General features: G+C 70.6%; 14 protein-coding genes. 5 read left to right on the forward strand and 9 right to left on the reverse strand.

Annotated elements, in window-relative coordinates; genetic code table 11:
- The first annotated feature begins 3 nt into the window (after nt 1–3).
- A complete protein-coding gene (locus OG329_RS21490; protein WP_405797307.1) occupies nt 4–2,241 on the forward strand; it encodes a bifunctional serine/threonine-protein kinase/ABC transporter substrate-binding protein in 2,238 nt (745 codons plus the stop codon).
- Between the two features lie 28 nt (nt 2,242–2,269).
- Here OG329_RS21490 and OG329_RS21495 read toward each other — a convergent pair whose 3' ends face one another.
- The 4 genes from OG329_RS21495 to OG329_RS21510 form a co-directional block, all read right to left on the reverse strand.
- Nucleotides 2,270–2,917, reverse strand: a complete 648-nt coding sequence (locus tag OG329_RS21495; RefSeq protein WP_405797309.1) for a hypothetical protein — start codon at nt 2,915–2,917, stop codon at nt 2,270–2,272.
- Between the two features lie 64 nt (nt 2,918–2,981).
- A complete protein-coding gene (locus OG329_RS21500) occupies nt 2,982–4,145 on the reverse strand; it encodes an NAD-dependent formate dehydrogenase (RefSeq protein WP_405797311.1) in 1,164 nt (387 codons plus the stop codon).
- A gap of 115 nt (nt 4,146–4,260) precedes the next feature.
- Nucleotides 4,261–5,238 (reverse strand): LysR substrate-binding domain-containing protein, encoded by a 978-nt coding sequence (locus tag OG329_RS21505; protein ID WP_405797313.1) that lies wholly within the window; start codon nt 5,236–5,238, stop codon nt 4,261–4,263.
- Between the two features lie 75 nt (nt 5,239–5,313).
- Nucleotides 5,314–5,994: an NAD(P)-dependent oxidoreductase gene (locus OG329_RS21510; protein WP_405797315.1), complete on the reverse strand. Its 681-nt coding sequence runs from the start codon at nt 5,992–5,994 to the stop codon at nt 5,314–5,316.
- Nucleotides 5,995–6,137: 143 nt separating this feature from the next.
- Between OG329_RS21510 and OG329_RS21515 the strand changes: the two genes are divergently transcribed.
- Nucleotides 6,138–6,491, forward strand: coding sequence for a winged helix-turn-helix transcriptional regulator (locus OG329_RS21515; RefSeq protein WP_405801949.1), 354 nt, complete (start codon nt 6,138–6,140; stop codon nt 6,489–6,491).
- A 165-nt stretch (nt 6,492–6,656) separates the two neighbouring features.
- Here the strand turns inward: OG329_RS21515 and OG329_RS21520 are convergent, their stop codons facing one another.
- The 3 genes from OG329_RS21520 to OG329_RS21530 all read right to left on the reverse strand — a co-directional run bounded on the left by OG329_RS21520 (nt 6,657) and on the right by OG329_RS21530 (nt 8,863).
- On the reverse strand, nt 6,657–7,220 hold the full coding sequence (locus tag OG329_RS21520) for a hypothetical protein (RefSeq protein ID WP_405797317.1): 564 nt from the start codon (nt 7,218–7,220) through the stop codon (nt 6,657–6,659).
- Nucleotides 7,217–7,546, reverse strand: a complete 330-nt coding sequence (locus tag OG329_RS21525; RefSeq protein ID WP_405797319.1) for a DUF6415 family natural product biosynthesis protein — start codon at nt 7,544–7,546, stop codon at nt 7,217–7,219. The genes OG329_RS21520 and OG329_RS21525 overlap by 4 nt, the downstream gene beginning before the upstream one ends.
- Nucleotides 7,547–7,651: 105 nt before the next feature.
- The gene (locus OG329_RS21530) at nt 7,652–8,863 is read right to left on the reverse strand and encodes a helix-turn-helix domain-containing protein (RefSeq protein ID WP_405797321.1); all 1,212 of its coding nucleotides are present in this window, start codon (nt 8,861–8,863) and stop codon (nt 7,652–7,654) included.
- A 386-nt stretch (nt 8,864–9,249) separates the two neighbouring features.
- Between OG329_RS21530 and OG329_RS21535 the strand changes: the two genes are divergently transcribed.
- From OG329_RS21535 to OG329_RS21545, 3 genes are all read left to right on the forward strand, one after another.
- Complete coding sequence (locus tag OG329_RS21535; protein WP_405797323.1) at nt 9,250–9,798, forward strand: flavoprotein; 549 nt, start codon at nt 9,250–9,252, stop codon at nt 9,796–9,798.
- Nucleotides 9,799–9,928: 130 nt separating this feature from the next.
- The gene (locus tag OG329_RS21540) at nt 9,929–10,414 is read left to right on the forward strand and encodes a hypothetical protein (RefSeq protein WP_405797325.1); all 486 of its coding nucleotides are present in this window, start codon (nt 9,929–9,931) and stop codon (nt 10,412–10,414) included.
- 558 nt (nt 10,415–10,972) lie between these two features.
- On the forward strand, nt 10,973–11,455 hold the full coding sequence (locus OG329_RS21545; protein WP_405797327.1) for a hypothetical protein: 483 nt from the start codon (nt 10,973–10,975) through the stop codon (nt 11,453–11,455).
- Between the two features lie 226 nt (nt 11,456–11,681).
- On the opposite strand, the gene OG329_RS21550 is transcribed toward OG329_RS21545, so the two are convergent.
- Together OG329_RS21550 and OG329_RS21555 are read right to left on the reverse strand one after the other, a co-directional pair.
- A complete protein-coding gene (locus OG329_RS21550; protein WP_405797329.1) occupies nt 11,682–12,260 on the reverse strand; it encodes a hypothetical protein in 579 nt (192 codons plus the stop codon).
- A complete protein-coding gene (locus tag OG329_RS21555; protein ID WP_405797331.1) occupies nt 12,257–12,607 on the reverse strand; it encodes a DUF6415 family natural product biosynthesis protein in 351 nt (116 codons plus the stop codon). The genes OG329_RS21550 and OG329_RS21555 overlap by 4 nt, the downstream gene beginning before the upstream one ends.
- Between the last annotated feature and the right edge of the window lie 74 nt (nt 12,608–12,681).

A 12,681-nucleotide genomic window follows, 5' to 3' on the forward strand; every position in this document is an offset into this window, starting at 1 on the left:
CGCATGGCCGGGAGCGGGCCGTTCAAGCCGCTGAAGGCGGCCGACCCGTCCGTCGTCGGCGGCTACCGGCTGCTCGGCCGGCTCGGCGCGGGCGGTATGGGTGTGGTGTATCTGGCGCGTTCGCCGGGTGGCGGACTTCTCGCGCTCAAGGTGATCCGCGCCGAGTACGCCGCCGACCACGGCTTCCGCGTCCGCTTCCGGCGCGAGGTGGCGGCGGCGAGCAGACTGACCGGCCGCTGGGTGGTGCCGGTCGTCGCGGCGGCGGCCGAGGAGCGCGAACCGTGGCTGGCCACGGCCTTCGTGCCAGGCCCCTCGCTGGCGGAGGCCGTCACGTCGTACGGGCCGCTGGCGACGGAAACCGTCCGCGTCCTCGGCGCCCGGCTGGCCGAGGCGCTGACCGAGGTGCACGAGGCGGGGCTCGTGCACCGTGACGTCAAGCCGGGCAATGTCCTGCTGACCCTGGACGGCCCCCGGCTCATCGACTTCGGGATCGCGCGGTCCACCGGCGCCACCGCCACCGCCCTGACCGCGAGCGATGTGGTGATCGGTTCGCCCGGCTATCTGTCGCCCGAGCAGGCGCGGGCGGGCGGCGGTGAACTCGGGCCGCCGAGCGACGTGTTCTCGCTGGGGTGTGTGCTGGCGTATGCGGTGACGGGGCGCAGACCGTTCGGTACGGGGTCGGCGGCGGCGGTCCTGTTCCGTACGGTTCACGAGGAGCCGGATCTCGACGGCGTACCGCCCGAGCTGCTGGGGCTGCTGACGGCCTGTCTCGCCAAGGACCCAGGAGGCAGGCCGAGTTCGGGGGAGGTGCGGGAGGCGCTGCTGGCGGGTGCGGGGGAGCTGGACTCGGGTGGTTGGTTGCCGGGCGCGCTGACGCGGCTGGTCGCCGGGCGTTCCGCCGCCGTACTGGCCCTGCGTGACCAGCCGGACGGGGAAACAGCATCGGCCGCCCCCGCCCCCGCCCCCGCACCCGAAGCACCCGCAGCGTCCGGGCGACCCTCGCGCCGCCGGCTGCTCACCCTCGCCTCGGCGGCCGGGGTCGTCGCGGCCGGCGGGGGCCTGGCGGCCTGGGCGGCGTCCCGGCGATCGGGCGGCGGCTCCGACGCCGCCGGCTCCCTTCCCCGCTACGTCGTCGGACTCCAGGCCGACCTGTCCGGCCGGGACAAGGCGGCCGGCCGCGCACAGGAGCGAGGCGCACGGCTCGCCCTCGCCGACCACAACTCCCGTACGGACCGCCCCTTCGACCTGGCGCTGCGGGTGCTGGACGACGGCGGGGAGGCGAAGCGGGCCGTGGAGGTGGCCGACACGTTCGCCGCCGACCGCGACGTCCACGCGGTGATCGGCCCGACCGGGACCGCCGGGGTCGAGGCGGTCGTCGCGCGTTACCAGAAGGCCCTGCTGCCGCTCGTGACCGTCTCCTGCGACACCGAGGCGTTCAGCTCGGCGGGCGAGCGGGCGTTCTTCGAGCTGAGACCGGACGGGAACAGCCTGTGGGTGGGGTTCGTCGACTACCTCGTCCGTGCCAAGGACGTCCGCAGGACCGTTCTGGTGGACGACCGGGCGGCGGGGCGAGCCGGCGAGCTGCTGGTCCTGGACCTGTCCGGCGCCCTGCGCGACGCGAACGGCACGACCACCACCCGCACCGTGCCCGCCGACAGCGACGACTTCGGGCCGGTGGCCGCAGCCGTGAGCGACTTCGGCGCCGACTCGGTGGCGTACGGCGGGACGTCGCCGCGCCGGGCGGCGCTCTGCGCCCGCGCGCTGGCGGACGCGGGATTCCGGGGCGTACGGATCGCGCGCGAGCCGGTGCTCGACGCGGAGTTCGTCGCCGGTGCGGGGGCGGCGGCTGCGGCTGCGGACGGCTGGGTGTTCGTGACGACGTACGTCGGCCCTGCCGAACTGCCCACCGCGAAAGGGTTCGTGGCCTCGTACGAGAAGCGCTACGGTCCGCGCGGGGGCGAACAGGCGGACGCGGGTGGGCTGTTCGCGGTCGAGCCCTACGCCGTGGAGGCGTACGACGCGCTGAACTTCGTCGCACGGGGGATGCGCGAACTGGTCGCCACGGGTGTGGAGCGGGGCGCGATGGTGACCAGGCTTCGCGACATCACCTTCAAGGGCCTGGCCAGGACCGTCGAGTTCGAGGACGCGGCGGGCTCGTTCGTCCTCACCAACGGTCTCTTCCTGCAACGGGTGCAGGACGGCGCGGCGCACTTCCTGGGCCGTATCGGCGAGGTGAAGTAGCCCCTCCCGGCCCCTCCCTGAGGGGGATTCAACCCTCCTCCGCCCTCGCCCAGGCGAGGTAGTCCACGATCACTCCGGGCGGGTTGGCCGCCTCGGTGAGGTCGGCCTCGTATCCGGGCCGGTACATGTCGAACGGCACGATCGGTACGGGCCGCCCGAGGATCGCCGTGAGTCTGCCGCTCGTGTGCAGGTGGCGGGCGAGATCGACGCAGGCGGCGTCGAAGTGGGCGGTCAGGAGTTCGTCCGACCGCTCCTGCTCGTCGTCGTCGTCCTCCTCGTCCTCGTCCTCGTCGTCGTCCTCGTCCTCTGTCCCGGGGTCCAACTCCTCGTACCAGAGGCCGAGTTCCTTGATCTCCGCGAGATGCAGGGCGGCTCCGGCCGGGTCGTCCTTCGCCGGTTCGGGACCGTGGCCGACGACGCCCGTCGTCTCGTCCAGCGGCCAGTACGCGTAGTTCCAGCGCACCTCCGCCGGGTCCAGCCCCCCTCCCTGGCCCAGTACGCGCCGTACCTCGCTCTCGGTGTTGTAACCGATCGCGAGGTACGGATGCCGCCGGTCGAACGAGTCGTGCCGCCAGATCCGGAAGGAGATCACGTAGATCTCGCCCCTGAGCGGCACCGGAAGCGCCTCCAGTGCCCGCTCACCCGCCCGCCGCATGTGCGCCTGGAACGCTGTCATGGCGCGCACGATCCCATACGGCGGGAGACCGGAACCGGCCGGGGGGACCGGAACCGGCCGGGGGTCAGCCCTCCTTCGTGGAGTACGAGTGCGCGCCCGTCCCGGCGAGCGCACCGCCCTCCACGATCAGGTACTCGTCACGGATCGGGTTCCCGGCGAAGTACGACTCCAGGATCTCCCGCGTGCCCGCCGCGTAGCGCGCCTGCGCGGAGAGCGACGAGCCCGAGATGTGCGGCGTCATCGCGTGGTTGGGCATGGTGCGCCACGGGTGGTCGGCCGGCGCGGGCTGCGGGTACCAGACGTCGCCGCCGTAACCCGCGAGCTGTCCGCTGCGCAGCGCGCGGTCGACGGCGTCGCGGTCGACGATCTTCGCGCGCGCGGTGTTGATCAGGTACGCGCCCCGCTTCATGGTGCCGATGAGCTTGTCGTCGAACAGGCCCTCGGTCTCGGGGTGCAGCGGCGCGTTGATGGTGACGACGTCGACGTGCGGCACCATGGCGGCGGTCGACTCGTGCCAGGTGAGGTTCAGCTCCCGCTCGACGGCCTCCGGCAGACGGTGGCGGTCGGTGTAGTGCAGGCCCACGTCGAAGGGGGCGAGGCGGCGCAGCACGCCGAGCCCGATGCGGCCTGCCGCGACCGTGCCGACCTGCATGCCCTCCAGGTCGTACGAGCGCTTGACCGCGTCCGCGATGTTCCAGCCGCCGTCGAGCACGATCTGGTGCGAGGGGATGAAGTTGCGTACGAGGCCGAGGATGGTCATCACCACGTGCTCGGCGACGCTGATGCTGTTGCAGTACGTCACCTCGGCGACGGTGACGCCCTGCGAGATGGCGGCGTCCAGGTCGACGTGGTCGGAGCCGATGCCGGCCGTGATGGCGAGCTTCAGGTTCTTGGCGGTGGCGATGCGCTCGGCGGTCAGATACGCCGGCCAGAACGGCTGGGATATGACGATGTCCGCGTCGACCAGCTCGCGGTCGAAGACCGATCCCGCGCCTTCCTTGTCGGACGTGACGACGAGGGTGTGGCCGCGGCTCTCCAGGAAGGAGCGGAGGCCGAGTTCACCCGAGACGCTGCCCAGCAGATGGCCGGGGGTGAAGTCGGTCGCCTCGGGGGTGGGGGTGGTCTGGCCGCCCGGGTAGTGGTCGATGACCGGGAGGTCGTCGCGGGCGTAGGTGGTGGGCTGGCCGTCGGTCGGGTCGTCGTACAGCACACACAGGATCTTGGCCATGACGTTGCGGCTCCTCGTCCGTTGCTGCGGGAGTGCTTCGGAAGGTGCCTCCTACGGTGCTGGCCGGCGTCCGGCCTGGTCAAAGCAATCCTCTCTATGCCGGGATAGACGCGGGCTATCGCTCCGGGTCCCGGTCCGGGTCCCGGTCCGGGTCCCGGTCCGGCTCCGGCTGAGTGAGATACGTGTCGAGCAGGCCGTCCAGCACCTCACGTACGCTCACCCGGCGCGCGGTCTCCAACAGCGCCTTCGCCAGCACCGGTTCGGGGCTGCGGTCGGCGATCACCAGCCCCACGCGCGGACCGTGCGCGGGGTGCTCCAGCGGGACAACGCGCATCGTGGCGGGCACGCCGAACATATGCAGCCAGGCGTGCGAGATGACGCTCGACCAGCGGCCCACCGCCATGTGCGTGTAGAGGCCCGCGACGGTGTCGGTCTCGATGGCCGGGGTGACGGTCGCGCCTTCGGCGGCGAAGTACTCGTCCATGATCCGGCGGTTGCGCATCTGCGGTGACAGCAGGCACAGCGCCAGCCCGGCGACCTCCGCCCAGCGCACGGAGCGCTGTTCGGCGAGCGGGCTGTCGTGTGGCGTGAGGAGCAGATACCGCTCCTCGTACAACGGTGTCCTGCGCACCTGGCGCAGGCTTTCGTCGTCCAGATACGTGAGCGCGATGTCCAGCTCGAAGGAGGTCAGCCGCCGGGTGATGTCGCGCGACGACAGCGACTCCAACGAGACGCGGACGAGCGGGTGTTGCTCGCAGAAGGGCGAGGTGAGCAGGGACGCGGCGGTGAGGGCGGTGGGGATGGCGCCGAGGCGCAGCGTGCCGGTGAGACCGCCGCGCATGACCGACAACTCGTGGTGGAGCGCGTCGCGTTCGGCGAGTATCCGGTGCGCCCACAGCAGCACCCGCTCACCCTCGGGCGTCAGCCCCTCGAAGCGCCGGCCGCGCCGCACGATGGGCACGTCCAGCTCGTGCTCCAGCTTGCGTATCGCGGCGGAGAGGGAGGGCTGCGACACGAAGCAGGCGTCGGCGGCCCGCGCGAAGTGCCGCTCGCGGGCGAGCGCGACCAGATACTCCAGTTGCCGCAGAAGCACGACGACCCGCTCTCCCTTCCTCGTACCTGCCAGGCCATCCTCACGTATCGGCGGCGGTTGCGGTATGGATCGGGCTCAGGCCGTCTCGACGCCGATGTGAGTGCGGTGATGGCGCGGCCTGTCGATCTCGTCGCTCTCGTCGCTCTCGTCGATCAGCGCGATCGCGAAGTCGGCGTACGAGATGCGGGAGGCGGCGTCGCCGGGAGCCGTACGGTACGCACCCGTACGACCGCCGGTGTGGTCGAAGTCCCCGGAGGGGCTGAGCACCACCCAGTCGCACGCGTCGGCGGGGGCGGCGCGCAGGACGTCGGTGCCGGCCGCGTGGCCGAGGAGGAAGCCGCGGTGCTCCTGGGGGTAGCCGGGGGTGTCCAGGAGGAGGGCGCCGGACGCGGTCTCCAGGTTCGAGGCCAGGCCGACGCTCACGAGGCGGCGGACATCGGCGCGGGCCAGTCCGTCGAGGAGGGCGCGGGAGGCGGCGGGGTAGAAGAGGTCGGGTGCGGCGGCGGGGTCGTAGACGCTGCTGATCGCGGCGGTGTGGCCCCGCGCGAGCCGCGCGATGGTCGCGGCGTCGGTGACATCGCCCTCGACGACCTTGACGACCTTGACGACCTCGGCGAGGTCGGTGAGGTCGGTGAGGTCGGCGTGCCTGGCCGCGTCGCGTACGACCGCGGTGACCTGGTGACCGCGCCCGACCGCCTCCGCGACGGCCGCGCGCCCGCCCCTGCCGCCCGCGCCGAAGACGATGATCCGGCTCATGGGTTCTCCCGAGTCCGATGGCCGGTACCGATGTGCCGGCCGTGTATCCCGGACGATAGGGAAGAGGCTGGTTACCAACGGGGTACCGGGCGGGCTGCGGCTACGCTGGAACGGTGACCGAGCCCGAGCCGCTGGACCCCGAGATGTTCGACCCGGTGTGCCCGTCCACGCTCTCCCCAATCCACTTCGGCGACAAATGGGCCGGCCTGATCATCCGCTGCCTCGAACGGGGCCCGCGCCGCTTCTCGGAGCTGCGGATCCCGCTGCGCGGCATCACCGCGAAGGTGCTGACGCAGTCGCTCCGCGCCCTGGAACGCGACGGCCTGATCGCCCGCACGGCCCACGCGGGCCCGGCCCGCCGCGTCGACTACGCGCTCACTGCGCTGGGCCGCAGCCTCCTCGTCCCGATGGACGCGGCGTGCGCCTGGACGGGGCAGCACTGGGACGAACTGCTGGACGCCCGGGAGGCGTTCACGCCGGGGTCGGCGGTGGGGTAGGCGGTGGGGTCGGCGGGGTCCCGGAGGGGTTGATCCGGGCCGGGCCCCTCGTGTGGTCGTCAGCGTGGTCGGGGCCGATCCGCACGCACCGGATTTCCGTCCTCGGCTTGAGTGCCCAGCACAGGGGCTTGAGGCCGAGGGGCATGGCCCCTGATCCGAGTGCCGTCATGGTCGTGCTTCTTTCTCGGCGCGTACCAGTTGGGCGGCGGTCGGGCAGTATCCGCCGTCTGTGCGGGCGCGGCACGGGGTGCAGTTGTCCGCGTGGTTCATGAGCGCGTGGAGGGCGGCTTCGTCCGGTGTCGGGGTGATGGGGCCGCCCCGGTACAGGGCGATCGGCGCGGGCGGGGTTCGGGCCCGGATCTCGGTGTCGAGCGCTTCGTGCAGCGTGTCGGCGGGGGTGAGGTAGCGGGTGGCCGTGGGCGGAACTGCCCATTGCAGGCGGTAGCCCTCGGTTCGGTTGATGGGCGGGATGGCGACGTACGTGTTCTGCCCGAGGACGGAGACGTATAAGGGTGACAGTCCCCACCCGTCCGCTGAGCCGGGCCGTACGAGCCAGTACAGGCACTGGCTGGACAGGTCCTCGATGACGGCCCCGCTGGTGTCGCCGAGCCGGTCGAGCATCCCGCGCGCGTACCGGGCCGGGACACGGACCGCGTCCCAGCAGTCACCTGCGGCCGTGAGCTCGACACCGCTCCCGGCCGGGGGCAGCCATGGCGCGACGGGCCTCACGGGGACACCGCCAGACGCTCCAGGTGCGCGCACAGGGCCACGACGGAGCGTGCCAGGCACTCCGCGTGCCGCATCGGGCCGAGCGAAGTGGGGCCGGCGGACAGCCTGCGCCGGGCCTCGCCGATACCTGCTCTGGCGCGGGCATCGTCATTCTGGCCGAACCGGTGCTCCAGCTCGGGGATCAGCAAGTGCAGGTGGCCGCGCAACTGGATGATGAGCAGATCGAGTTCGTCGGCCGGAGGGGCCGCCCCGTCGCTGAGTAATCCGCCCGTTGCTGTGCGCATCGTCTCGATGTCGAGGGGGACGGGCTGGCTGATTCGGACCATGGTCGGCTCCACGTGACGGTGTGTTTTGCTCTCGTCACATCGTTCCGACAGGGCAAGGGCTGAAGTACCCCAGCCTGGGGTACTTCAGCGGCGCCATGAGCTTGACTAGTCCAACCCGAACCAAGTACTGAGCGAACGCAGTTCTTCTGTCGTCCGTCGATACTTCATCGTCAGCAGTAGGGCTGCGTCCCTGGCCATCGGCTTGTACCGGGTGACCTGTGGCGCGGCTTGGCGTGCGGACTGCAAATGCGAAAGGGCGTCTTCTCGTCTGTCCGCTGCGATGTGCACCCGAGCGACATTGATGTGATAAGCGCTCACTCGGGTTGGGGGGACCGACGCAGGTAGCTGCTGGTTCTTGTGGATCACCTTGTCCGCCTCCCCTACCTGCTGCAATTCAAGCCGGGCTTGGATCTCGTGAATTGCCAAGTTGCCTACGCCAAACACGACGCTGTGATGCCGCTGGTCGGCCACGCGAGGCGATTGGTGGAGCAGTGACCGGGCCGCGTCCAGGTGGTGCTCGGTGGCAGCCGTATCACGCTGCCTGGACGCCAGGGTGACCTCTCTCAGTCGCATGCCGCCAAGGAGGGTCACCCACTCTGCGCCCCGCCCTCGGCCGCAATCCGCAAGCTGCTCACGCGCGGCTTGCAGTACGCGAAGACCTGCCCCGTACTCGTGCGCGGACTTGAACGTCTCAACCCGCTTGTACTCGGCCAGAGCTACGAGAAGCGGGTCACCTGCGAGGCCGGCGGCCCACCGTAGGCGGTCCTCGACTTGACCCCGCAGGTCTGGGTATCCGAGTCGGTAGGTGAGCGTATGCGCCAAGTCGTAGGCCAGTGTCAGCAGACGCGCAGCCTGTTGCTGCTCTCGGCCTGTGCGCAGGTGAACCGCTGCCGTTAGTTCCTCAAGCAGCGCCGGCAGGGCCTTACCGAGCCGGGTGAGACGGCCGTCGACCCGGTGTTTCGTCACGGCTTGAAGGTCGGCGCGGAGTTCGGAAATCGCACGAGGTTGCTCGAACCAGTCGGCAGGCAGGTCCCAGTGCCGCAACGCTGCCCGGACCTCTGTGATGGGGGCGTGTACCTGTTCGTCCTGCGGGAGCTGCCGGTAGGGCTGACCCGTCAGGTCCTCCACGGTGACGTGCAGGACGCGGGCCACGCCTGCGAGGACACTGGGGGTGGGGGGGCGTTCTCCACGTTCAACCTTGCGGATCGAGCCAAGGGATAAATTGGAGTGCTCAGCGAGCTGACGTTGTGTATATCCGGCTAGTTTCCGGCGCGACGCCATCCGCGCACCAATATGAATGTCTGCGGGCTCGGGCATAATGGCTCCAGTTCTGACCTCAACACTCAGAACGGTACGCCCGGAGCCGACCGGGCGGCATCGCCCCCATCCCCAAGTGGGGTCGGAGCGCTCCTCGTTGACGCCCCCGGACACGACGAAGGCGCCCCCGTCCGACCCCTCCGACTGGAGTCGCGGGTGGGGGCGTTCTGCTGTGCGTCAGCGGAGTAAGGCGAGGACGCCGGTAGCGATACCTAACCCCCTGGCGAGGGCGGCGCTGGTCTGGACGCGGGTCGCCGGGGGTCGAGTCAGGCCGCTGTGAGGATGACGTAGCGGTCGCCCGTAGCACACGGCGTCATCTGTGTTGGGGGCAATGGCGGTTCCGGCGGAGAGTTGCGCAAGCTGACCCTGCGATGTGGACTTCCCGCATGACGACGCGAGGAGTCCTGTATCTGATCGCGTGCGCGGCCGGCCCCGCTCAGTTCGCCGACTACGGGGTTCGCCAGGCGCAGGCGCGCGGCTGGGACGTGTGCCTGGTGTTGACGCCTTCGGCGGCGCGCTGGTGGGAGCCACGCATGAAGGAACTTGAGGAGCTGACGGGGCACCGCGTGCGCTCGCAGTACAAGCTGCCCGGCGAGGCTGACGCGCTGCCGAAGGCGGACGTGATGTTGGTCGCTCCGATGTCATGCACGACGCTGAACAAGTGGGGTGGCGGGATCTCGGACACGCTCGCCATCGGGCTGCCGTCTGAGGCCGTGCACATGGGAGTCCCGGTGCTGGCGATGCCGTTCTTCAACCGGGCCCAGGGCGCACAGCCTGCTGTGGCCCGGAGCATCGCGGATCTGCGCGCGCAAGGCGTGACGTTCCTTGACGGCCCGAACGGCTACGAGGCGCATCCCCCAAAGCAGGGCAACGCGGCGGCGTACCCGTGGGAACGGGCGCTCGACGCTGTGGATGCCGTCGCCGGGCAGGCATAACAAACGTGCCGCTGCGCTGCGGGTTTCCTGTTCCCATCTGGGTTGAACAGGAAATCCCTGGTCAGATGCCTGACTGACGCCCCACGCCGGAGATAGTATCCGCGACCTGCTGTCGAGTTGAGGGGCGGACATGACGAAGCTGGCCGTGACGGGGCACATGGACCTGACCGAGGAGAGCGTGCCGCTCGTAAGGGCCGCCTTGCGCGAACTTCTGGAGCCGTACCGCGAGGACTTGACCGGCATCTCGTGCATCGCGGCCGGGGCCGACGCGCTGTTCGCCGAAGAGGTCATCGGTCTCGGTGGTCGGCTCGTCGTTGTGATCCCCTCCCAGGACTACCGGCAGACGAAGGTCAAGCCGGACCACGCCGCCGTCTTCGATCAACTCGTGGAGGGTGCGGCCGAAGTGCTGGTCATGCCGCAGGGGACCGCGAACCGAGCCGCTTACGAGGCCGCCAACCGCACGCTCCTTGCGCGCGCCGAGCGGCTCGTGGCCGTATGGGACGGCACCCCGCCTTCGGGCAAGGGTGGCGGCACGGCCGATGCCGTCGAGGAGGCGCGTGCGGCCGGGCTGGCCGTTGACGTCGTATGGCCGCAGGGTGCGGCGCGCCGCGGCTGATGCTGGGCACGACGAAGGCGCCCCTATGCCCGGCCCGACCTTGTTCGTGGCCTCCTGCGCCTTGTTCTCTCTGTCCAGGAGCGCCACGAGGGCTTCCTCGTAATCCTGCGGCAGCGCGGGCGCGACCACGGCGGCGGTTTCGGCCTTCCGAGTCTGGACAGCGAAGTAGGTCTGCGCCGCAGCGACTTCCGCCTTACGGGGGTCGCTGTTCATCGCGACCATGTACGAGCGCGTCGCAGGGTTTCGTTCGCGTCTCGCAGATCGTGTGAGAGGTCCTGGACAGAGAGGAAAGCGTTTTCGGCCAGGCTCGCGACGGCGAGTGCGTTGCCCCGCTGCGACTCCTTGCGGCCCGGCCTTGTCACCGGAACACCCCCGCTTGCGCGGGGAACCCACCTGGATGGACCCCGACCTGATGCGCACGCACGGAACACCCCCGCCTGCGCGGGGAGCACTGCGAACGAGCCCCCGACCGTAATGGCCGGGGGGCTTTGTCGTTTCCCCGCGCTCCCCGTAGCAGGCGGCCTACGATGGGTAACCCCCACGGCTCAGGGAGCGCGCATGGAGCATCACCCGGACTACCCGCCGAAGACCCCGCCGCCGCCGAAACGCCCGGTCCAGCCACCGCGCCCGACACCGGACACGAAGACCGCGACCGTGGCCGTACGGGGGCGCCATCGGATGAACATCAGCAACCGGCGCGCCGCAACCTGGGGCCTGGAGTCCGCCCCGTGGACCGTAACGAAAGCCCGCACGCACGTGGTGGACCAACTGCACACGTGGGGGTACCGGGAGGTCGATGAGATCGCGGGGGACGTGACAGCGCTCCTCATCCGCACTGCCGTTGACGACGGCGGGAAGCGTGTCAGTCTCCACCTCGCGGACCAGCGCGCGCAGGCCCTCATCGTGGTCCTCTCCCACCGGACGGGGCTCGCAGTGACCGACGAACAGGTGCTGCCCGGGGTCGCGGCCCTCGGTGCGTCGTCGTGTGGTGCGGACACTGCGGAGGATGGCCGCCGGTTGTGGGCGGTGCTGGACCTGTAGCCCGCGTACGACCGGCCCCCGACCTGATGGCCGGGGGCTTCGTCACGCCGGAACACCCCCGCCTGCGCGGGGAACACCCCGGCCAGACCGAACTCCCAATCCAGCCCACCGGAACACCCCCGCCTGCGCGGGGAACACCCGATCAGCACACACCGGATCGCGGATTTCGGCTTGAGTGCCCAGCACAGAGACTTGAGGCCGGTCTTGGTGCCGGTTCCGAGCAGCGTCATCGTCGTGCTTCCCTCTCTGCGCGTACCAGCTCGGCGGCGGTCGGGCAGTATCCGCCGTCCGTACGCACGCGGCACGGGGTGCAGTTGTACGTGTGGTCCATGAGCGTGTGCAGGGCCGCCTCGCCCGGTGTCGGGGTGATGGGGTCGCCCCGGTACAGCGCGACCGGCGCCGGCGGGGTGCGGGGGCCGCTCACCGCCTCGATCTCGGTATCGAGTGCGTCGTGCAGCGCGTCGGCGGGGGTGAGGTACCGGGTGGGCGCCGGCGGGAGTGCCCATTGCAGGCGGTAGCCCTTGGTGCGGTTGATGGGCGGGACGGCCACGTAGGTGGACCCTCCGAGGACGGAGGCGTACAGCGGGGACAGTCCCCACCCGTCTGCCGATCCGGGCCGTACGAGCCAGTACAGGCACTGGCTGGCCAGGTCCTCGATAACGGCGCCGTTGGTGTCGCCGAGACGGTCGAGGATGCTGCGCGCGTAACGGGCCGGGACACGCACCGCGTCCCAGGAGTTCCCGGCGGCGGTGAGTTCGACGGTGGTTCCCGCCGGGGGCAGCCACGGGGCAACGGGCCGTGTCACGGCGACACCGCCAGACGCTCCAGGTGCGCGCACAACGCCTGCACGGAGCGGGCCAGACACTGCGCGTGCCGCATCGGTCCGAGCGCGCTCGGGCCGCCCGACAACCTGCGGCGTGCCTCGCCGATACCCGCCAGCGCGCGCGGGTCGCCGCGACCGGCGCCCTGTCGCATCGTCTGCTCAAGCTCGGTGATCAACAGGTCCACGTGGCCGCGCAGTTGCAGCGTGAGACGGTCCAGACCCTCAACATCCGGAGGGAACGCGCTGCCATCGAGTAACCCGCCCGCTCTGCCGAGCATGGTTTCGGTGTCCAACGGCGAACGTTCCTCGGCGGTTGTCTCCTGGCGCACGGCGCCCCCTCGGCTCACGGTCAGTGTGTGATCTGAGCCACTGACGTTAGAGACCGAGGGGTGACACTAGGGCT

The sequence above is a fragment of the Streptomyces sp. NBC_01506 genome, from assembly GCF_045040295.1.
In the GTDB taxonomy this organism is placed as follows: domain Bacteria; phylum Actinomycetota; class Actinomycetes; order Streptomycetales; family Streptomycetaceae; genus Streptomyces.